At 72.6% G+C, this 19736-nt stretch carries 21 protein-coding genes and 2 tRNA genes; 15 read left to right on the top strand and 8 right to left on the bottom strand.

The genetic code is table 11. The features are described 5' to 3' along the window. Positions 1-106 precede the first annotated feature (106 nt). Positions 107-1000 (top strand): carbohydrate ABC transporter permease, encoded by an 894-nt coding sequence (locus tag BLT67_RS10000; protein ID WP_092666879.1) that lies wholly within the window; start codon positions 107-109, stop codon positions 998-1000. Beyond that, a complete protein-coding gene (locus BLT67_RS10005) occupies positions 997-1932 on the top strand; it encodes a carbohydrate ABC transporter permease (RefSeq protein WP_092666880.1) in 936 nt (311 codons plus the stop codon). Before BLT67_RS10000 ends, BLT67_RS10005 begins: the two co-directional genes overlap by 4 nt. 60 nt (positions 1933-1992) lie before the next feature. On the opposite strand, the gene BLT67_RS10010 is transcribed toward BLT67_RS10005, so the two are convergent. Continuing rightward, the gene (locus tag BLT67_RS10010; protein WP_231945466.1) at positions 1993-3327 is read right to left on the bottom strand and encodes an ABC transporter substrate-binding protein; all 1335 of its coding nucleotides are present in this window, start codon (positions 3325-3327) and stop codon (positions 1993-1995) included. A 199-nt stretch (positions 3328-3526) separates the two neighbouring features. On the opposite strand from BLT67_RS10010, the gene BLT67_RS10015 reads away from it, so the two are divergent. After that, positions 3527-3913, top strand: a complete 387-nt coding sequence (locus BLT67_RS10015; RefSeq protein WP_092666882.1) for an A1S_2505 family phage non-structural protein — start codon at positions 3527-3529, stop codon at positions 3911-3913. Between the two features lie 21 nt (positions 3914-3934). After that, a tRNA-Leu gene (locus BLT67_RS10020) sits at positions 3935-4008 on the top strand. 15 nt (positions 4009-4023) lie between these two features. On the opposite strand, the gene BLT67_RS10025 is transcribed toward BLT67_RS10020, so the two are convergent. Continuing rightward, on the bottom strand, positions 4024-4881 hold the full coding sequence (locus tag BLT67_RS10025) for an SDR family oxidoreductase (protein WP_092666883.1): 858 nt from the start codon (positions 4879-4881) through the stop codon (positions 4024-4026). A gap of 145 nt (positions 4882-5026) precedes the next feature. On the opposite strand from BLT67_RS10025, the gene BLT67_RS10030 reads away from it, so the two are divergent. Next, on the top strand, positions 5027-5959 hold the full coding sequence (locus tag BLT67_RS10030) for an aldose 1-epimerase family protein (RefSeq protein WP_092666884.1): 933 nt from the start codon (positions 5027-5029) through the stop codon (positions 5957-5959). A 53-nt stretch (positions 5960-6012) separates the two neighbouring features. Next, positions 6013-6624 (top strand): PepSY domain-containing protein, encoded by a 612-nt coding sequence (locus BLT67_RS10035; RefSeq protein WP_092666885.1) that lies wholly within the window; start codon positions 6013-6015, stop codon positions 6622-6624. A gap of 71 nt (positions 6625-6695) precedes the next feature. Here the strand turns inward: BLT67_RS10035 and BLT67_RS10040 are convergent, their stop codons facing one another. Next, complete coding sequence (locus BLT67_RS10040; protein ID WP_092666886.1) at positions 6696-6929, bottom strand: hypothetical protein; 234 nt, start codon at positions 6927-6929, stop codon at positions 6696-6698. A 286-nt stretch (positions 6930-7215) separates the two neighbouring features. Continuing rightward, a tRNA-Lys gene (locus tag BLT67_RS10045) sits at positions 7216-7291 on the bottom strand. 57 nt (positions 7292-7348) lie between these two features. Between BLT67_RS10045 and BLT67_RS10050 the strand changes: the two genes are divergently transcribed. The 5 genes from BLT67_RS10050 to pstB all read left to right on the top strand — a co-directional run bounded on the left by BLT67_RS10050 (position 7349) and on the right by pstB (position 12334). Next, complete coding sequence (locus BLT67_RS10050; protein ID WP_092666887.1) at positions 7349-7978, top strand: hypothetical protein; 630 nt, start codon at positions 7349-7351, stop codon at positions 7976-7978. A 329-nt stretch (positions 7979-8307) separates the two neighbouring features. Then, on the top strand, positions 8308-9414 hold the full coding sequence (locus BLT67_RS10055) for a phosphate ABC transporter substrate-binding protein PstS (protein WP_092666888.1): 1107 nt from the start codon (positions 8308-8310) through the stop codon (positions 9412-9414). 109 nt (positions 9415-9523) lie between these two features. Next, on the top strand, positions 9524-10462 hold the full coding sequence (gene pstC, locus BLT67_RS10060) for a phosphate ABC transporter permease subunit PstC (RefSeq protein ID WP_092666889.1): 939 nt from the start codon (positions 9524-9526) through the stop codon (positions 10460-10462). Between the two features lie 3 nt (positions 10463-10465). Next, positions 10466-11548, top strand: a complete 1083-nt coding sequence (gene pstA / locus BLT67_RS10065; protein ID WP_092666890.1) for a phosphate ABC transporter permease PstA — start codon at positions 10466-10468, stop codon at positions 11546-11548. A gap of 6 nt (positions 11549-11554) precedes the next feature. Beyond that, positions 11555-12334 carry a phosphate ABC transporter ATP-binding protein PstB gene (pstB, locus tag BLT67_RS10070; RefSeq protein WP_092666891.1) on the top strand — a complete coding sequence of 260 codons (780 nt, stop codon included), beginning with the start codon at positions 11555-11557 and terminating at the stop codon, positions 12332-12334. A 234-nt stretch (positions 12335-12568) separates the two neighbouring features. Here the strand turns inward: pstB and BLT67_RS10075 are convergent, their stop codons facing one another. The 4 genes from BLT67_RS10075 to BLT67_RS10090 form a co-directional block, all read right to left on the bottom strand. Further along, on the bottom strand, positions 12569-13525 hold the full coding sequence (locus BLT67_RS10075; protein ID WP_092666892.1) for an NUDIX hydrolase: 957 nt from the start codon (positions 13523-13525) through the stop codon (positions 12569-12571). Then, entirely contained in the window at positions 13522-15714 is a 2193-nt protein-coding gene (locus tag BLT67_RS10080) for an RNA degradosome polyphosphate kinase (protein ID WP_092667623.1), read from the bottom strand. Before BLT67_RS10080 ends, BLT67_RS10075 begins: the two co-directional genes overlap by 4 nt. A gap of 140 nt (positions 15715-15854) precedes the next feature. Continuing rightward, complete coding sequence (gene mshD, locus BLT67_RS10085; protein WP_157674318.1) at positions 15855-16748, bottom strand: mycothiol synthase; 894 nt, start codon at positions 16746-16748, stop codon at positions 15855-15857. A gap of 10 nt (positions 16749-16758) precedes the next feature. Then, the gene (locus BLT67_RS10090; protein ID WP_092666894.1) at positions 16759-17400 is read right to left on the bottom strand and encodes a winged helix-turn-helix domain-containing protein; all 642 of its coding nucleotides are present in this window, start codon (positions 17398-17400) and stop codon (positions 16759-16761) included. A gap of 98 nt (positions 17401-17498) precedes the next feature. Between BLT67_RS10090 and BLT67_RS10095 the strand changes: the two genes are divergently transcribed. The 4 genes from BLT67_RS10095 to ygfZ are packed head-to-tail and all read left to right on the top strand — an operon-like array spanning position 17499 to position 19623. After that, positions 17499-17771: a hypothetical protein gene (locus tag BLT67_RS10095; protein WP_092666895.1), complete on the top strand. Its 273-nt coding sequence runs from the start codon at positions 17499-17501 to the stop codon at positions 17769-17771. A gap of 38 nt (positions 17772-17809) precedes the next feature. Continuing rightward, positions 17810-17932, top strand: coding sequence for a hypothetical protein (locus BLT67_RS13810; protein ID WP_269456963.1), 123 nt, complete (start codon positions 17810-17812; stop codon positions 17930-17932). 3 nt (positions 17933-17935) lie between these two features. After that, positions 17936-18553: an FABP family protein gene (locus tag BLT67_RS10100; protein ID WP_092666896.1), complete on the top strand. Its 618-nt coding sequence runs from the start codon at positions 17936-17938 to the stop codon at positions 18551-18553. After that, on the top strand, positions 18550-19623 hold the full coding sequence (ygfZ, locus tag BLT67_RS10105; RefSeq protein WP_092666897.1) for a CAF17-like 4Fe-4S cluster assembly/insertion protein YgfZ: 1074 nt from the start codon (positions 18550-18552) through the stop codon (positions 19621-19623). Before BLT67_RS10100 ends, ygfZ begins: the two co-directional genes overlap by 4 nt. Positions 19624-19736 lie beyond the last annotated feature (113 nt).

Raw genomic sequence — 19736 nt, forward strand, 5'->3', positions numbered from 1 at the left:
GACCGTGACGACCTCGACCGCAGCACCACCGCCGCCACCGGCCGCGCGCGCGGCGACCCCGCCCGAGCCTCCCTCCGCGGGCCGCCGGCGGCAACGCAAGGGGTCGATGCGCCGGCGCGAGGCGATCACGGGCCTGCTGTTCGTGTCGCCGTGGATCCTCGGGTTCCTCGTCTTCACGCTCGGCGCCATGGTCTACAGCCTCGTCATCTCGTTCAGCCGCTACCAGCTCGCGACCGACACCGCGCGGCCCGCGGGGCTCGCGAACTACGAGGCGCTCATCACCGATCCGAAGATCGCGATCGCGCTCGGCAACACGCTCTACTACGCGGTGCTCGCGGTGCCGCTCGAGATCGCCCTCGCGCTCGGCCTCGCGCTGCTGCTCAACAGCGTGCGGCGAGGCGCGGGCTTCTTCCGCACCGTCTTCTACCTGCCGAAGATGACCCCGACGGTCGCGACCGCATCCGTCTTCCTCCTGCTGCTCAACGGCTCGACCGGTGCCATCAACCGCGGGCTCGCCGCGATCGGCATCGACGGGCCCGACTGGCTGCTCGACCCCGCGTGGGTCAAGCCCTCGATCGTGCTCATGACCGTGTGGGGCGTCGCGGGCACGATGGTCATCTTCCTCGCGGCGCTGCAGAACGTGCCGAAGGAGCTCCACGAGGCGGCGTCGATCGACGGGGCCGGCGCGTGGCGGCGCTTCTGGCACGTGACGCTGCCGCTCATCTCGCCGGCGGTGCTGTTCAACGTGCTCGTGCTCACGATCGCCGCGTTCCAGATCTTCGACCAGGCGTTCCTGCTGTTCCACCGCACGACCGGCACCGGCTCGTCGGACGCGTCGCTCTTCTACGCGATCTACCTCTTCGAGCAGGCGTTCCGGCAGTTCAACTTCGGCTTCGCGGCGGCGATGGCATGGCTGCTGTTCGTCATCATCCTCGTCATCTCGATCATCCAGATGCGGGTCGGCAACCGATTCGTCTACTACGAGGGAGGCGACCGATGAGCGCGACCGAGACGGGAGAGCGGATGGGCTCCGAGGAGCTCGCGACCGCCGCCACCCGCCCGGTGAAGGCGCGCGGCGAGCGGCTCTCGGTGTGGGGCTGGATCGGGCAGGTGGTGCGGTGGGTGCTGCTGCTGGGCTGCAGCGCCCTGTTCCTCTACCCGCTGCTGTGGCTGCTCGCGGCGAGCCTCAAGCCGCGCGGCGAGGTCTTCGACAACCGGCTGATCCCGCAGACGTGGCAGCCGGAGAACTACGTGGAGGTCTTCTCCGAGCTGCCGCTGCTGTCGTGGCTCGGCAACAGCGTGCTCATCGCCGTGCTCGCCGCGGGGTTCGTGACGATCTCGAGCGCGCTCGTGGCCTTCGGCTTCGCGCGCTTCCGCTTCCCGGGGCGGTCGGTGCTCTTCGGCGTGCTGCTCGCGACGATGATGCTGCCGGGAGCCGTGACCCTGGTGCCGCAGTTCCTCATCTGGAACCAGCTCGGCTTCGTCGGCACGAACGTGCCGCTGTGGGGCGCGAACCTCTTCGGCTCGGCGTTCTACATCTTCCTGCTGCGGCAGTTCTTCCTGGGGCTGCCGCAGGAGCTGTTCGAGGCGGCGCGCATCGACGGGCTGAGCGCGTGGGGGCAGTTCTGGCGCATCGCGCTGCCGCTGTCGCTGCCGTCGTTCGTGATCGTGTTCCTGTTCGAGTTCCAGGCGAGCTGGAACAACCTGCAGGGCGCGCTCATCTACCTCAACACGGGGCAGGCGACCGACTACACGGTGCCGCTCGGCATCGCGAGCGCGATGACGAAGTACAGCCCCGAGTCGGGCGGCCACGGCGACTACCAGTACGTGATGGTCGCGGCGCTCATCGTGACGCTGCCGATGCTCATCATGTTCGCCTTCGGTCAGCGCTCCTTCATCCGCGGCATCGCGACGTCCGGTCGCACGGGCTGACGCATCCGCACGCACGACGGGGGCGGAGCGGCTCGGCCGCCCCGCCCCCGTCTTGTGCCGCTACTGCTCGCTGACCTGGTCGTACGCGCTCATCGCGGCCTGCTGGGCCTGCGCGAGCGCCTCCTCGGGCGAGCGCTCGCCCACGAGCGCCGAGGTCATCGCGTTCTCGAGCTCGCCGCGGATCTGCTGGCCCGCGGGCGAGGCGCCGAGCGAGGCGCCCTCCGCCGCGACGTCGTAGTAGACGCCGATCGCCTCCTCGAACCCGGGGTAGCCCTCGGCCGAGGCGTACTCGGCGCGGATCTCCTGGTCGCTCTCGGGCGAGCCCGTGAACAGGCCCGTGTTGATGCCGTTGCGGTCCTCCTCCTCCTCGGTCGTCGCGGCGCGCGCGTCGGCCGCGGCGATCCAGGCGTCGCCGCTCGTCAGGTCGAGCGCCCACGCGCACGCGGCGGAGGGGTTCTGCGCGCCCGCAGGGATGACGAACGCCGAGCCGCCGGTCGCGGTGAAGGGGCTGCCGTCGGTCGTGGTCATCGGCACGGCGCCGATCTCGACGTCGTCGGCGTACGGGGTGAGCACGTTGAGGTACCACTGGTCGAACACCGCGGCGCCGACGAGGTCGTTGGCGTAGCCGTTGCCGTCGCCGAAGATGTCGATCGAGTCGATCACGCCGCTCACCTCAGAGAAGCCGCCCTGCGCCTCGTAGAGCTGCTGCAGGAACTCGACCGCCTCGAGGTTCTCCGGCCGGTCGAGGGTGGGCGCGCCGGACTCGTCGACGACGCCGCCGCCGAAGGCGAGCATCCACTGCGCCGCCTTCGAGACGCCCTGCGGGTCGAAGCCCACGCGGGAGACGCTCGAGCCGTCCATGACGGTCATCGCCTCGGCGGCGGCGATGAACGCATCCGGATCGCTCAGGTCGAGCGCGCCGGCGTCGACGCCCGCTTCCTCCATCACGCGCGCGTTGGTGAGGATCACGGGCGGCTGGTAGAACTGCGGCACCGCCCAGACCTGGTCCTCCCAGGTGACGTCGGCGAGCACGTGCGGGTACCAGCGCTCGGCGGCATCGACCTCGTGCGCGGTGAAGCACGCGTCGAGCGGCATGAGGAGCCCCTGCGCGGCGTAGGTGGGCACGAACTGCCGGTCGATCTGCACGACGTCGGGCATGTCGCCGGAGACGGCGAGGGTCGTGAACTTCTGCGCGTCGAACGCGGTCTGGTCGAGCTCGATCGTCACGTCGCCCAGCTCGCCTGCCGCGTGGTCGAGGCGCGCCTGGCCCACGTCGTCGGTGTTCTCGAAGCCCCATCCGCGGAGCTCGCCCGTCGGCTCTGCCGCGAAGTCGACGTCGGCCGCGGCGTCCTCGCCGCCTGCGCCGCCGCCGCATGCCGTCAGCAGCAGCGTCATCGCGACCGCCGCGGCGGCCCCGCTCCCGATCCGTCCCATCCTGCCCGGCCCGCTGCCGGTCCTGCTCGCACTCGTGCGCATGGCCCGTCCCCTTCGACACCTGGCGGCCCGCGGACGCGAGCGGCCCTCGAACCGGACCGTACTGCACTCGTGTACCCCATTCCTAGACCTCTTCCCAGCAAGCGCGTACCCTCGCGCCATGACCGCCACATCGCCCGCCCGCATCGAGTCGCTCGAGCCGCACCAGGTCTTCGTGTTCGGCTCCAACGCCGAGGGCGCGCATGCGGGTGGCGCGGCGCGGCTCGCCCACGAGCGCTTCGGCGCCGTCTGGGGGCAGTCGAGCGGCCTGCAGGGGCAGTCCTACGGCATCGACACCATGAGCGGGCTCGCGACCCTCGAGAGCGAGGCGCACGCGTTCCTCGCGTTCGCGGCCGAGCATCCGCGGCTCGAGTTCCTCGTCACCGAGCTCGGCTGCGGCATCGCCGGCCACGCCCCGGAGCAGGTCGCGCCGATGCTGCGCGGCGCCCCGGCCAACGTGCTGCTGCCCGAGCGCTTCATCGCCGTGCTCGCCCGGGAGTCCGCGTAGCGTAGGGGCGGGCGCCCGCCCGCCCCCATAGCCCAACTGGCAGAGGCAGCGGACTTAAACTCCGCCGAGTCTGGGTTCGAATCCCAGTGGGGGCACGCGTGCCGCGCCGCTCAGCCGCGCGACGTCGGCTGGCCCGTGAGCTCCGCGAGCCCGATCGGCGCGCGGCCGGTCAGCAGCTCGACGTCGCCGGTCACCCGCGCGAAGTCGCCGCGCGCGATGGCGGTGTAGGTCGTGATCCACCCCTGCATGCGCCACTCGGGCACCCCGTAGGGCTCTCGCGAGGCGCGCGCCTCCTCGAGCGTCTCGTCGACGTAGCGGATGTCGCGGCCGGTCGCCGCCGACAGGGTCGCGGCGACCTCGTCGAGGCTGAGCGCCTCCGGCCCGGTGAGCTCGTAGACGCGGCCCGCGTGGGCGGCGGGGTCGCGCAGCACGGCCGCGAGCGAGCGCGCGACGTCGACCTTCGCGACCCCCGCGATGCGGCCGTCGCCGCCGGGGCCGAGGATCGCGCCGTCGGCGCGGGGGAGGAGCGCGAGGAAGTCGAGGTAGAGGCTGTCGCGCAGGATCGTCCACGCCATGCCGCTCGCCCGGATCGCCTCCTCGGTCGCGAAGTGGATGCGGGCGTAGGTGAACTCCGCGTCGGCCGCGGCGCCCTGGCTCGACGTGTAGACGATGTGGCGCACGCCCGCATCCGCAGCCGCCGCCACGAAGTCGAGCTGCCCCTCGAGCCAGCCCTCCTCCTCGCCGCCCGAGATCATCAGCAGCGTCGTGACGCCGTCGAGCGCGCGACGCGCCTGCTGCCGGTCGCCGTACGAGGCCTCGACCACCACGGCGCTGGGGAGGTGCGGCGCTCGCGACGGCGTCCGCGCGAGCAGTCGGAGGGCGGCGCCGCCGCGAGCGAGCTCCTCGGCCGTGAGCCGGCCGATCGCGCCGGTGGCGCCGGTGATCGCAAGGGGCGGTGCGTCGGTCATGCAGTCAGTCTCCTCGGAGCGGCCGGATGTTCGCCGAGGGCGGCGAACCCATCGACGGTACGGGATCCGGGAGTCGCGGCGCGGGAGCGCCCGGCGGCTTCAGCCAACCCTGCGCCTCGCCTCAGCGGCTCGCTAGGCTCGCCGCATGCGTCCGCCCACTGGTCAGCAGCTCGCCCTCGCCGGCACGGTCGACGGCCGTCCCCTGCACGCCACGATCACCGAGGTCGCAGCGACGCTGCGCGAGCTCGTCTACGACGGCGTCGACCTCGTCGAGCCCTTCGACGAGGCGGCGCGCCCCGCGAAGGCGCAGGGCATCGTGCTCGCGCCGTGGGGCGGCCGCGTCGCGGGCGGCGACTGGATGCACCACGGCGAGGTGCAGCGGCTCGCCATCACCGAGCGCGACAAGGGCAACGCGAGCCACGGACTGCTGCGCTTCTCGCCCTACCGCGTGCTCGACCACACCGAGTCGGCGGTCGTGCTGCAGGCGACGATCCACCCGCAGCCCGGCTGGCCCTTCCTGATCGACACGACGGTCACCTACGAGCTCACCGACGACGGCCTGCGCGTCGCGCACGAGGCGACGAACATCGGTGCCGAGCCCGCTCCGTGGGCGTGCGGCGCGCATCCGTACCTCGCCGTCGGCGACACCCCTGCCGACCGCCTGACGCTCACGGTGCCCGCTGAGCGCGTCTTCAACGCCGAGCGCCACATCCCGACGCAGGAGACCCTCGTGGATGCGATGGATGCGTCGGCGCCCGACCTGCGCGGCGGCCGGCGCCTCGCCGACCTCGACATCGACCACAACTACGCGGGCCTCGAGCACGTGGGCGGCGTGGCGACCTCGACGCTGCTCGACGACACCGGGCGCGGGGCGGCGCTCTGGCAGGACGCGGCGTACCCCTACGCCGTCGTCTTCACGCCCCGCGACTTCCCCGCCTCGAGCGGGCCGAAGCACGCCGCCGCGGTCGAGCCGATGAGCGCACCCGCGAACGCCCTCAACAGCGGCATCGGGCTCGTGTGGCTCGAGCCGGGCGAGACGTGGCGCGGCCACTGGGGCATCGACCCGGTCGGCTTCTGACCTCTCAGGCGCCTCTCACCGGGCTCTCACGCGCGCCCGCGAGCATGGCCGGCATGGCCACCGACACGAAGCTCCGCATCACCGCCCGCGCCGCGCTCGCCGCGGCCGCCACCGTCGTGCTCGCCTCCTGCGCGTCGACCGCACCGCAGGCGCCGAGCGACAGCGCGCCCGCGGAGAGCTCGGCATCGCCGGCGACCGTGCCGTCCTCGAGCACCACGCCGTCCGCGAGCGCCGATGCGACCCCGTCCGCCGCCGCCGGCGGCGACGTCGCGGGCGCGATCGCCGCCATCGGCCTCGCCGAGTCCGAGACCGGCGCGACGGCGTACGAGATCGACGACCAGGACGACGACGGGTCGTGGGAGATCGAGCTCGCCGACGGCGCGGCGCAGGTGACCGTGCGCGTGACCGGCGACGGCGCGTCGGTGCTCGAGACCGAGCGCGAGGACGACGACGTCGACGACGAGGATCGCGCGGCGCTCGACGCCGCGGGCATCACGCTCGCCGACGCCATCGAGGCGGCCGCGGCCGAGGCGCAGGGCGCACCCCTCGACGACGCGACGCTCGAGGACGACGACAGCGGACCCGCGTGGGAGGTCTCGTTCGATGACGAGCTCGAGGTCTTCGTCTCCGTGGCCGACGGCGCGATCCTCCGCACCGACCCCTGACCCCGCCGGCGGCGTCCGGGGAGAGCGGACCTCGGCCGTCAGCGTGGGGCGACGCGCGCGAGCGCTGCCCGTCAGGCGTCGATCGGTGCGGGCCCGTCCGGCGGCAGGGCAGCGCGCCGCGCGGCTCTGCGCGCTGCGCGACGCATCCGCCGCGTCTCCCGCTCGACGGGCTCGGCGGATCCCAGCTCGGGGTCGAGGCGCACGACGATCATGCGCAGCACCGCGACGCCGGCCACCACGGCGGCGATGAACGCGACCGTGAGGATGACGGCGAGCAGCACGTCCCACTCCCACAGGATGGTCATGAGCGTGCGTGCGGTCGGGCGGCGGGTCGTGCCGCGAGCGGGGCGTGGACGGTGGAGCACCGGCCGCCGATCGCGACCGTGGACTCCACGTCGCGAGGATGCGCGTGCATGGGGTCTTCGTTCAGTCTCCGCTGCGATGAGTCGCGGCCTGCAGCGAGAGTGCGCGGGAAGGGCTGTCGCTGCGGAGGTAAGTCGAAACCCGTGTGCCCCGAGGCTACAGGGCGGGGTCAGGGGCGACAAGGGACGACGCCGCGGCGCAGCCGCTCGTGCGTCGCACCGCGAGCGCTGGTGGGCCCGGTGGGGCTCGAACCCACGACCAGCGGATTAAAAGTCCGATGCTCTACCGACTGAGCTACAGGCCCGCAGCGTCCAGGGTAGTCGGGTGCGCGCGGCCGTCGGGCGTGGGAGGATCGACGCGCATGGCCGAAGACTTCCACCGCCCCACCCGCTTCTCGAACGACTGGTTCGAGCGCGTCGAGGGCGACGTCGATCCCGTCGTGCGCCTGCAGCTGGCGAGCAGCACGGCGCACGCGCTGCTCTCGCGCGTGCGGTCGGGCGCCGACCCCGAGGTCGTCGAGCGCATCCTGCACGTCGCGCGCGAGCACGGCATCGATACCGTCGCCGAGCTCTGGTCGCAGGCGCGCCCGCACTCGCTGCCGGGCACCCTCTGGCGCGTGCACCTGCTGCACGCGCTCGTGACGCAGCGCGCCGCCGACGTCGCGCATCTCTACCAGCGGGGGGCGGATGCGCTGCCGACGGCCGCGCCCGTCGTCGCGGGCGTGCCGTCCCCGGCGAGCCCTGACGAGATGCGGGCGCTGAGCGAGACGATCCTGCGGGGCGTGTTCGCCGGCGACTTCGCGATGGCGCTCGAGCGAGCCGCCGCGTTCGCCGTCGTCACCGCTGCGGGTGCCGTCGAGGCGGCGCACGCCGATGAGCCGCTCCACCCGGAGCGCGCCTCCGAGCGCACGAGGCTCGCCGCCCGCCTGACCGACATCGCCGACGACCTGCGGGTCTGCGCCCGGCTCTGGCGCGCCGACGACCTGGACTGACCGAGGGGCCCGATGCCCACCGTTCGCGCTCAGCGCATCCACCCGCGTGTCGGCGCGAGCCTCGTTACCCTGGTTCGGCCGGGCCGCGTAACCCCGGGCTCCAATATTCGCCGCTGCGAGCGGCCTTCCGCCGAGAGGCGTTCGCGGCCCGGCACTCTCGTCTCCGACGGATGGTCGGCGACTGGGTCGGGCGTCCGTGTTCACCTGCCGTTCACGTCCGTGGGGCCTGCGCGCCACCCGTTCTGCCTACCGTGGTCGATGGCGCGCTCGGTCGCGCCGCACTCCAGGGAGCTCCAGCCCCTGCACCGATCCATTCCGAAGGGAACACCGTGAAGTTCACGAAGCTCGGCCGCGCTGCGGTCGTCGCCGCAGCAGGCGCTGTCCTGCTCAGCTCCTGCGCCGCCAACGAGGCCCCCGCCGGCGAGGCCGACGCGTCGACCGCGCCCTCGGCCGCCTCGCTGTCGGGCGACCTCGCGGGTGCCGGCGCCTCGTCGATGGGTGCCGCGCAGGAGGCGTGGATCGCCGGCTTCCAGACCGCGAACCCCGACGTCAACGTCACCTACGACCCCGCAGGCTCGGGCGCGGGCCGCGAGCAGTTCATCGCCGGCGGCGTCGCCTTCGCGGGCTCGGACGCCTACCTGAAGGACGAGGAGCTCGAGGGCACCTTCGGCGCGTGCGTCGCCGACACGGTGCCGGTCGAGCTGCCGATCTACATCTCGCCCATCGCGGTCATCTTCAACGTCGAGGGCGTCGAGTCGCTCAACATGGACGCCGCGACGATCGCGAAGATCTTCTCGGGCCAGATCACGAACTGGAACGACGAGGCGATCGCGAGCCAGAACCCCGACGTCGAGCTGCCCGACGCCACGATCACGGCGGTGCACCGCTCGGACGACTCGGGCACGACCGAGAACTTCACCGAGTACCTCGCCGCGACCGCTGAGTCCGACTGGAGCGAGGGCGTGTTCGAGACGTGGCCGGCCGCCTACGGCGGCGAGGGCGCGCAGGGCACCTCGGGCGTCGTCGACGCCGTCACCAACGGCACCAACACGATCGGCTACGCCGACGCCTCGCGCGCCGGCGACCTCGGCACGGTCGCGCTGCAGGTGGGCGACGAGTACGTGCCCTTCACCGCCGAGGCGGCTGCCGCCGCCGTCGACGCGTCGCCGCTCGTCGAGGGCCGTGGCGAGGGCAGCCTCGCCGTCGACCTCGACCGCACGACGACCGAGGCCGGCGTCTACCCGCTCGTGCTCGTCTCGTACGCGATCGCCTGCTCGGACTACACCGACGACGCGACCGCCGAGCTCGTCAAGGGCTACCTGGGCTACATCGCCTCGGCCGAGGGCCAGGAGGCGGGCGCCGCGAACGCGGGCAACGCCCCCATCTCGGACGACCTGCGCGAGGACATCCTCGCCGTCGTCGACTCGATCCAGTAATACTGGAACCGCACACCGCACGCCCGTAGGGCTGCACCGTCCGGCCGGGGCGCTCCATCGCCCCGGCCGGATCTGTTCGATCGGCACTCCAGACTCCGCAGGGAGCCCCATGACAACCGCTGCACCGGCCGCACCGCGCGCCGCTGTCAAGAACCGGCCGGCCGACGTCGTCTTCAAGGCGATCTCGACCACGGCCGGTGTGCTGATCCTGCTGGCGCTCGGCGGGGTCGCGATCTTCCTCGTCGCGCAGGCCGTGCCCGCGATCATCGGGCCGATCCCCGAGAGCGAGGGCGCGAACTTCTGGGCATGGGTATGGCCGCTCACCTTCGGCACGCTGTGGTCGGCGTTCCTGGCGATGGTCATGGCGGTGCCGCTCGCGGTCTCGATCGCGCTCTTCATCACGCACTACGCGCCGCGCCGGCTCGCGCAGCTGCTCGGCTACGTCATCGATCTCCTCGCCGCGATCCCCTCGGTCATCTACGGGCTCTGGGGCATCGCCGTGCTCGCGCCGTTCTTCCAGCCGGGGTTCCGCTGGCTCGGCGAGAACCTCGGCTGGATCCCGCTCTTCACCCCGCCCGCGTCGGGCACCGGCCGTACGATCCTCACCGCATCCATCGTGCTCGCGGTGATGGTGCTGCCGATCATCACGGCGCTGTGCCGCGAGATCTTCCTGCAGACGCCGCGCCTCAACGAGGAGGCCGCGCTCGCGCTCGGCGCCACGCGGTGGGAGATGATCAAGATGGCCGTGCTGCCGCACGGCCGCTCCGGCATCATCGCGTCGTCGATCCTCGGCCTCGGCCGCGCGCTCGGCGAGACGATGGCCGTCGCCATGGTCCTCGCCTCCTCGGGCGTGGTGAGCTTCGTGCTCATCGGCTCGCAGAACCCCTCGACGATCGCCGCCAACATCGCGCTGCGCTTCCCGGAGGCGCACGGCATCACCGTCAACATGCTCATCGGCTCGGGGCTCGTGCTCTTCGCCATCACGCTGCTCGTGAACGCGATCTCGCGCTGGATCATCGCCCGCACGACCGTGAACGGAGGGAGGTAGACCATGACCGCCACCATCGCTCCCAGTCGCCAGACGCAGAATCCGCTCACCGCGGGCCAGCTGCCGAGCTGGAGCCCCTGGGCGCTCCTGGGCATCTGCGTCGCCGTCGGCGCCGCCGTCGCGGGCCTCATCGCGGGCGCGTCCGACTCCGACTTCAGCCTCGTGCTCGTCGGCATCATCGGCTACGTGCTGTACCTCGTGGCGATCACGGTCGTGAGCCAGCTGATCGAGGGTGGCCGCAAGGCCGCGGACCGGCTCGTCACCGGACTCGTCGTCGGCGCGTTCGTGCTCGCGCTCGTGCCGCTCATCTCGCTCGTCCTCACGGTCGTCGTCAACGGCCTCGCGCGCTTCGACGTCGAGTTCTTCACCTACTCGATGCGCAGCGTCGTCGGCGAGGGCGGCGGCGTCCTGCACGCGATCGTCGGCACCGTGCTCGTCACTCTCTGGGCGGCGATCATCTCGGTGCCGGTGGGCATCTTCACCGCCATCTACCTCGTCGAGTACGGCCGCGGCGCGCTCGCGAAGGCCATCACCTTCTTCGTCGACGTCATGACGGGCATCCCCTCGATCGTCGCGGGCCTGTTCGCCTATGCCCTCTTCGCGCTGTTCGCCGGCGAGGGCGTGCGCAGCGGCCTCGGCGGCGCCGTGGCGCTGAGCCTGCTCATGATCCCCACCGTCGTCCGCTCGACGGAGGAGATGCTCAAGCTCGTGCCGAACGACCTGCGCGAGGCCTCGCTCGCGCTCGGCGTGCCGAAGTGGCTGACGATCTGGAAGGTCGTGCTGCCCACCGCGCTCGCCGGCATCGTCACCGGCGTCACGCTCGCCGTCGCGCGCGTGATCGGCGAGACCGCGCCGCTGCTCATCATCGCCGGCTTCACGACGAACATGAACTACAACGTGTTCGACGGCCGCATGATGACGCTCCCGGTGTTCGCCTACAACCAGTACATCTCGCCCGGGGTGCAGGAGCAGGCCTACTTCGACCGCGCGTGGTCGGCGGCGCTCGTCCTCATCCTCATCGTCATGATCCTCAACATCGGCGCGCGCCTCGTGGCGCACTTCTTCGCGCCGAAGGCCGGAAGGTAACGCAGCATGTCCAAGCGCATCGAGATCAACGACCTCGACATCTACTACGGCGACTTCAAGGCGGTCGAGGGCGTCTCCGTCGACATCGAGCCGCGCGCCGTCACGGCCTTCATCGGGCCGTCCGGGTGCGGCAAGTCGACGGTGCTCCGCTCGCTCAACCGCATGCACGAGGTCATCCAGGGCGCCTGGGTCGACGGCGAGGTGCTGCTCGACGGCGCCAACCTCTACGGCCCCGGCGTCGACCCGGTGAACGTGCGCCGCCAGATCGGCATGGTCTTCCAGCGCCCGAACCCGTTCCCGACGATGACGATCCGCGAGAACGTGCTCGCCGGCGTGCTGCTCAACAACCGCCGGATGTCGAAGAGCGATCAGGACGACCTCGTCGAGCGCTCGCTGCGCGGCGCCAACCTCTGGAACGAGGTCAAGGACCGACTCGGCGTGCCCGGCTCGGGCCTCTCGGGCGGCCAGCAGCAGCGCCTCTGCATCGCGCGCGCGATCGCGGTGAGCCCCGACGTGCTGCTGATGGACGAGCCCTGCTCGGCCCTCGACCCGATCTCGACGCTCGCGATCGAGGACCTCATCGAGGAGCTCAAGACCGAGTACACGATCGTGATCGTCACGCACAACATGCAGCAGGCGTCGCGCGTGAGCGACAAGACCGCGTTCTTCAACATCGCGGGCACCGGCAAGCCGGGCAAGCTCATCGAGTTCGACGAGACGACGAAGATCTTCTCCAACCCGTCGGTGCAGGCGACCGAGGACTACGTCTCCGGCCGCTTCGGTTGAGCGCAGACGAGGCAATGCGGCTTCGCCGCGTTGCCTCCGTCGCGCTCAAGGTCGAGGAGCGCGCGGCCCTCGGCCGCACGCGTCGCGAGACCTCGCTGTCGCCCGCGGCGAGCACGCCGTCTCGCGAGCCTTGTCCCTCGCTGGTCGAGTAGGCCGGCGCAGCCGGCCGTATCGAGACCGGGCGTCGTCGTCTCGATACGCCCCTGCGGGGCTACTCGACGACCGCCGGGGGCCCTACGCCTCCCGCGGCCCGTGCGTCTCGAGCGCCACGAGCGCCGGCTCGTCGCCCGCCGCGACGTGCAGCACGGTGAACTCGGCCGTGTGGAGCATCGACGCCCGGTGGGTGCGCTCGGTCTCGGCCGCATCCGCCGCGTGCACGACCGCTGTGACGATCTCGGGGATGACCGGCGCGTGCGAGCACAGCACGGTGCCGCGGCGCTTGCGCACCGCCTTCGCGATGCGGCGCTCGATCTCGGCCCGCGGGTCGCGCTCGGGGGCCTCGTGCGCGTCCTGGCTGATCTCGGCCGACGCCTTCGGCTCGACCCCGAGCAGGCGCCGCAGCGGCTCGACCGTCGCGACGCACCGCGCGGCATCCGACGTGACGATGCGCTCGGGCGCGAAGGCGCCGATGCCCGGGGCGACGAGCGCCGCCTGCCGCAGCCCCCGCGGCGTCAGCGGCCGCGACGCATCCGGGCCCTCCCAGTCGAAGGCGTTCGCGGCCTTCGCGTGCCGCAGCGCGATGATCGGGAAGGTCTCGGCGTGGCCGGCGGCGAGGCGCTCCTCGAAGCGCTCGATGATCGCGACGTCGTGCTCGTACGTGCAGCGCCGCTTCGCCTCGCGCAGCGGCAGCCAAGCGAGCGCGAGGATCTCGTCGTCGGGCTCGAACGGGCGCGCCGCTCGGAACGCCTCCTCCGAGACGCGCGCCTGCCAGTAGTAGACGACCTTGTCGCGGCCGTCGGGCAGCCGGTACTCGCTCTGCCCGAGCGGCGCGCCGAGCGCGATCGCGAGCCCGGTCTCCTCGTCGAGCTCGCGCGCCGCGCACTCCGGCAGCGTCTCGCCCGGGTCGAGCTTGCCCTTCGGCAGCGAGTGGTCGCGGTGCTGCGTGCGCTCGACGAGCAGCACGAGCACCTGGTCGTCGACGACGCGCCACGCGAGCACTCCCGCGGCGAGCACGGGCGACGCGGCGCTCACCGGGCCCGCTTCCGGCGCTGGATCTGGATCATGCGGTCGCGGTGCAGGTCGTCGAGCGGCGTGCCGTCCGGGCCCTCGAAGCGGCGCGTCCACGTGCCGTCGGGCTCGCCCCACCACGAGGCCGTCTGCGGCGACATCGCCTTGTCGAACAGCTGCTGGATGTCGCGCATGTGCTCGGTCGAGGTGAGCTGGATGAGCGTCTCGACGCGGCGGTCGAGGTTGCGGTGCATCATGTCGGCCGAGCCGATGAAGACCTCCTCGTGGCCGTCGTTCCAGAAGGCGAACACGCGAGAGTGCTCGAGGTAGCGGCCGACGATCGATCGGATGGTGATGTTCTCGCTCAGCCCCGGCACGCCCGGCTTGATCGAGCAGATGCCGCGCACCCACACCTGCACCTCGACGCCGGCGCGGCTCGCGCGGTAGAGCGCATCGATGATCTGCTCGTCGACGATGGAGTTGACCTTGAGGCGGATGCGCGCGGCGCGGCCCGCGCGGGCGGCCGCGGTCTCGCGCTCGATGCGCGTCAGCAGCCCCTTCCGCAGGTGCCGCGGGGCGACGAGGAGCCGGTGGTACTCCTTCTCCTGCGCGTATCCCGAGAGCTCGTTGAACAGCCGCGTGATGTCGCGGCCCACCTGGTCGTTGTCGGTGAAGAGGCCGAAGTCCTCGTAGATGCGGCTCGTCCGCTGGTTGTAGTTGCCCGTGCCGATGTGGCAGTAGTGGCGCAGCCGCCCGTTCTCGCGGCGCACGATGAGCATGAGCTTGCAGTGCGTCTTCAGACCGACGATGCCGTAGACCACGTGCACGCCCGCGCGCTCGAGCTGCTTCGCCCAGCGGATGTTGGCCTGCTCGTCGAAGCGCGCCTTCACCTCGACGAGCGCGAGCACCTGCTTGCCGGCCGCGGCGGCCCGGATGAGGGCGGCGACGACGGGGGAGTCGCCGGAGGTCCGGTAGAGCGTCTGCTTGATGGCGAGCACGTCGGGGTCGTCGGCCGCCTGCTCGAGCAGCGCCTGCACGCTCGTCGCGAACGACTCGTACGGGTGGTGCACGAGCACGTCCTTGCGCGTGATCGCCTTGAAGAGGTCGGTCACCTCGTCCTGGTCGTTCGGCAGGAACGCCGCGGCGGTGACGGGCACGCGCTTCGTGTAGCGCAGGTCGGGCCGGTCGAGCCCCGAGATCTGGAAGAGCCCCGTGTGGTCGAGCAGGCCGGGCAGCCGGTAGACCTCGTGCTCGGTGATGCCGAGCTCGTCGACGAGCAGCTCGAGGGTGTCGTCGTCGATGTCCTCCGAGACCTCGAGTCTGATCGGCGGGCCGAACTTGCGCCGCGAGAGCTCGTGCTCGAGCGCCTTGATGAGGTTCTCGGTGTCGTCCTCGTCGATCGTGACGTCCTCGTTGCGGGTCACGCGGAAGACGTGGTGCTCGACGATCTCCATGCCGGGGAAGACCTCGTCGAGGTTGTTGGCGATGAGCGCCTCGAGCGGCAGGAACCGCTGCTGCCCGTCGAGCCGCTCGAGCTCGACGAAGCGCGGCAGCACGGCCGGCACCTTGAGGCGCGCGAACTGCTCCTCTGCCTCGCCGGGCACGCGCACGCGCACCGCGAGGTTGAGCGAGAGGCCGGAGATGTACGGGAACGGATGCGCGGGGTCGACCGCGAGGGGCATGAGGACGGGGAAGATCTCGGCGTCGAAGCGGGCCGAGAGCGCGTCGCGCTCGGCGTCGCTCAGCTCGTCCCAGCGGGCGATGGAGATGCCGGCGGCCTCGAGGTCGGGCCCGAACGAGTCCTGCACCGCCCGCGCGTGCCGCAGCTGCAGCTCGTGCGCGCGCTCGACGATCTCGTCGAAGAGCTGCTGCGGCGCGATGCCGACGTTGGTGGGCACCGCGAGCCCCGTCGTGATGCGCCGCTTGAGGCCGGCGACGCGCACCATGAAGAACTCGTCGAGGTTGGAGGCGAAGATCGCGAGGAAGTTCGCGCGCTCGAGCAGCGGCGTGCGGGGATCCTCGGCCATCTCGAGCACGCGCTGGTTGAACTGCAGCCACGAGAGCTCGCGGTCGAGGAAGCGGTCGGCGGGCAGGCCGTCCTCGGTCTCGACGCCCTGCATCTCGGCCGACCAGCCGACCTCCTCGTCGAAGTCGTCACGGTCGAAGTCGGCGTCGTTCGCGTCCTGGAAGGTCTGCTCCCCCTCGAGCCGCATCGGCGCGCGATCGAGGCGCGGCTCCTCAGCCGGCTGGACGTCGGTCGCACGTGCGTCGCTCATGGCGTCATTGTGCCAAGCGACGGTGAACGGCGCGCGCGCGAGTTGCGTACCGAGCGCCCGGTCGCGCTGGCGATCCCTCAGTCGCCCAGCCGCCAGCGCACGTCGATCGCCCACTGCGCGAAGCCGGCGCGCCGGTAGAGGGCGAGCGCCGGCTCGTTGTCGCCCTCGACGTAGAGGTGCGCGGTCGTGGCGCCGAGCGCGCGCATGCGCGCGAACGCGGCCTCGAGCATCCGTCGCCCGATGCCTGCGCCCTGCCGCTCGGGCGAGACGCCGAGCACGTAGAGCTCGGCGACGTCGGGCTGCGCGGCGTCGGCCTTGACCCACGCGAAGCCGTCGAGCCCCGCCTCGCCGGGCAGCACGACGAGGTTGGCGTCGTCGTGCCACGGCTCGGCGCGCCGCGCCGCGAGGTCGTCGGCCGACATGCGGCCCTGCTCGGGGTGGTCGGCGAACGCGGCGGCGTTCAGCTCGAGCAGGGCGGATGCGTCGGCCGGCTCGAAGGCCCGCGCGCCGTCGGGCAGGCGGTCGAGGCCGGCGGGCACCGGCGCCCGCAGCTGCAGGAGCGTGCGCACGCGCGCCATGCCGAGTCGCGCGGCGATCGCGCGCGAGCCCGGGTGGTCGCCGTGCGCCCACGCGTCGAGGCCGCCCAGCTCGTCGGCGAGCCGCGCCGCGAGCGCGCCGCCGAGCCCGCGGCCGCGGTGCTCGGGATGCACGGCGAGCTCGACCTCGGGGCGGCCGTCGGCCTTGCCGACGACCGCGAGCGCGGTGTCGTCGCCCACCGCCCGCCGCTCACCGCGCCGCAGCTCGACGAGCGCCTGGTCGTTGAAGGGCGGTGCGCCGTCGGCGGCCGCGCACGCGGCGCCGAGCGCCTCGGCGATCGCGATCGCGCGCGCCGCCTCTCGGTCGCCCGCGGGCTCCCCGTCAGTGATCTCCCCACCCGCCGGCACTTGTCCGCTCACGCCCGCGTCGCGCATCCGCCCCACCTCACTCGTCCAGCAGCTCGAACCGGTAGCCGACGCCGCGCACCGTGCCGATGAGCGTCTCGAGGTCGCCGAGCTTGGCCCGCAGGCGCCGCACGTGCACGTCGACCGTGCGCGTGCCGCCGAAGTAGTCGTAGCCCCACACCTCGCTCAGCAGCTGCTCGCGCGTGAACACGCGCGCGGGGTGCGCGAAGAGGAAGCGCAGCAGCTCGAACTCCTTGTAGGTGAGGTCGACGGGCCGGCCGTCGACCTTGGCCTGGTAGCTCGCCTCGTCGATCGTGAGCCCGCTCGTCGCGGCCGGCGCCTCGGCGCGCGCGGCCGCGAGTGCGAGCCGGATGCGCGCCTCGACCTCGGCGGGACCGGCCGCGTCGAGCACGATGTCGGTCACACCCCACTCGGGGGTGACGGCCGCGAAGCCGCCCTCGCCGAGCACGAGCAGCACGGGCGCCGCGTCGCCGTCGAGCAGGCGGCAGATGGCCTTCGCCGCGGCGAGCTCGCCGACCGCGTCGACGATGAGCAGGTCGCCGCCGGGTGCGCGTGCGACCGACTCCGCCGTCGCCGGCAGCGCGGTCACCCGGTGCTCGAGGAGCTCGAGGGCGGGCAGCACGCCTCGGTCGCGGCGGGTGAAGATCACGACGTGCGCCATCCAGCCTCCTGCCGATCTCGATCCTAGAGCGTCGTCAGGCGCCGCTCGCGCCCAGGTCGTCCCCAGCGGCCGCGGCGGAAGTGCGCCATGATGGCGGCATGCGCGCGGCGATGACCTGGCAGTGGGCGAGCGTGTGGCCCGTGTGGCTGCTCGCGCTCCTCGGCGCCGTGCTCGTCGGGGCGCTGCAGCCGACCGACGGCATCGTCTGGCTGCCGATCGTGCTGGGCGTGTGCACGCTCGTCGCGTTCGCGATCCAGCTGGGCGGGCCGACCGAGCCGGGGCTCGTCGAGCGGCTCGCGGCCGCCGTGTTCGGCACGATCGTCGTGCTCGCGGTCGCGAGCGCGATCCTCGTGCCGCTCACCCTGCTCTGACGCAAGGCTCCACGGTGCGGGGGCGATAGGATCGAGCCATGGATGCCATCCCCGTCGTCGCACTCGAGATCTTCTTCCTCGGCCTGCTGGGCCTCGCGATGCTCGCGATCGTCGGCGTCTCGTTCGTCGTCATCCGCAACCTCTTCCGCGGCCAGCGCTAGGCGATGCTCGAGCTCGACCCGACGCTCCCGGCCGAGCTGGGTCCGCTGCAGTGGCTCATCGGCACGTGGGAGGGCACCGGCGTGCTCTCGTTCCCGGTCGGCGACCGCACCGTCGAGCACGAGTTCGGGCAGCGCATCTCGTTCGCCCACCACGGCAGCCCCTACCTCGACTACGCGTCCTACGCGTGGCTGCTCGACGACGAGCTGACGCCGCTCGCCGCTGAGAACGGCTTCTGGCGCCTTGCGCGCGACTCGCACGCGTCCGACGCGGGCCCCGGCATGCTGCCCGCCGACGGCGAGCCCGCCTTCGCCGACGCCGAAGCGGTCGAGCGGCTGCGCCGGCCCGACGGCGCCTTCGACATCCAGGCGCTCATCGCGCACCCGACGGGCGTCTCCGAGCTCTACCTCGGCACGATCGCCGGCCCGCGCATCGACCTCGCGACCGACGCCGTGCTGCGCGGTGCGAGCGCGAAGGAGCACACCGCATCCACCCGCATGTACGGGCTCGTCGAGCAGCACCTGCTGTGGGCGTGGGATCTCGCCGCGCTCGGGCAGGGGCTCGAGAGCCACGCCTCGGGGCGGCTCGCCCGCGTGACGCCGAGCGAGGCGAACGAGGCGTGAGCGCGCGCGACGTCGCCGCCCGCATCCCGGATGCGGTGCTCGACGAGGCGAGCGGGCTGCCGCTCCACGTCGGCAACCCGATCGCCGAGCAGCGCCGCCTGCGCGCGGGCGCGCTCGTCCTGCTGCCGCGCGACGTGCTGCTGCTCGAGGGGCCCGACACGCTGCCGTGGCTCGACTCGATCACGACGCAGGCGATCGGCGAGCTGCCCGCGGGCGCCTCGACCGAGTCGCTCGTGCTCTCGCCCGAGGGGCGCATCGAGCACGCGATGCGGCTGCGATGGACGGGCGAGCGGCTCTGGGTGCTCGTCGACGCCGGCACGGGCGACGCGCTCGAGGCGTGGCTGACGCGGATGCGCTTCTTCAAGCAGGTCGAGATCACCCGGCCCGAGGCGGTCGTCGTGGGCACCGCGGGCGAGCCGCCCGCCGAGGTCGACGACGCGCCGACGTGGGTCGACGGCTGGCCCGAGGTGTCGCCCGGCGGCGTGCGCTACGGCGAGCCGACGGGGGAGCCGTGGCGCTGGGCGGAGTCCGTCCTCGAGCCCGCTGCGGCCGCCGCGATCGAGCCCGACCGGTTCGTCGGCTCGCTCGCGGCGGATGCGCTGCGGATCGCCGCGGGCCGCCCGGCGCTCGCCGAGGTCGACGAGCGCACGATCCCGCACGAGCTCGACTGGCTCACGACCGCCGTGCACCTGTCGAAGGGCTGCTACCGCGGCCAGGAGACCGTCGCGAAGGTGCACAACCTCGGCGCCCCGCCGCGCCGGGTCGTGCTGCTGCACCTCGACGGCAGCCAGAGCTCGCCCGTCGCGCCCGGCGACGTCGTGCTCGCGGGGGAGGCCGAGGTCGGCCGCGTCACGTCGGCGGCGATCCACGACGAGCTCGGGCCCATCGCGCTCGCAATCGTGAAGCGCTCGGCGCCCGCCGACCAGGACCTCGTGGTGCGCACCGGCGACGGCGTCGCCGTCGCGGCGGGGCAGCAGCTGCTCGTGCCGCCGAGCGCGGGCCACGCGCACCGGCCGCCCCGCCTGCCGCGCCTCGGCGCCGTGCAGCGCCCGACGCGCCCGCAGCCCTAGCGTCCCCGCGCCGCGCGTCCCCTCGTCGGTCGATGAGGCCCCCGGAGGGCGCTGCCGTCGCTTCGTAGGTCGAGGAGGCCGCGCCCGGAGGGCGCAGCCGTCGCTTCGTAGGT

This window comes from Agrococcus carbonis, assembly GCF_900104705.1.
Lineage (GTDB): Bacteria > Actinomycetota > Actinomycetes > Actinomycetales > Microbacteriaceae > Agrococcus > Agrococcus carbonis.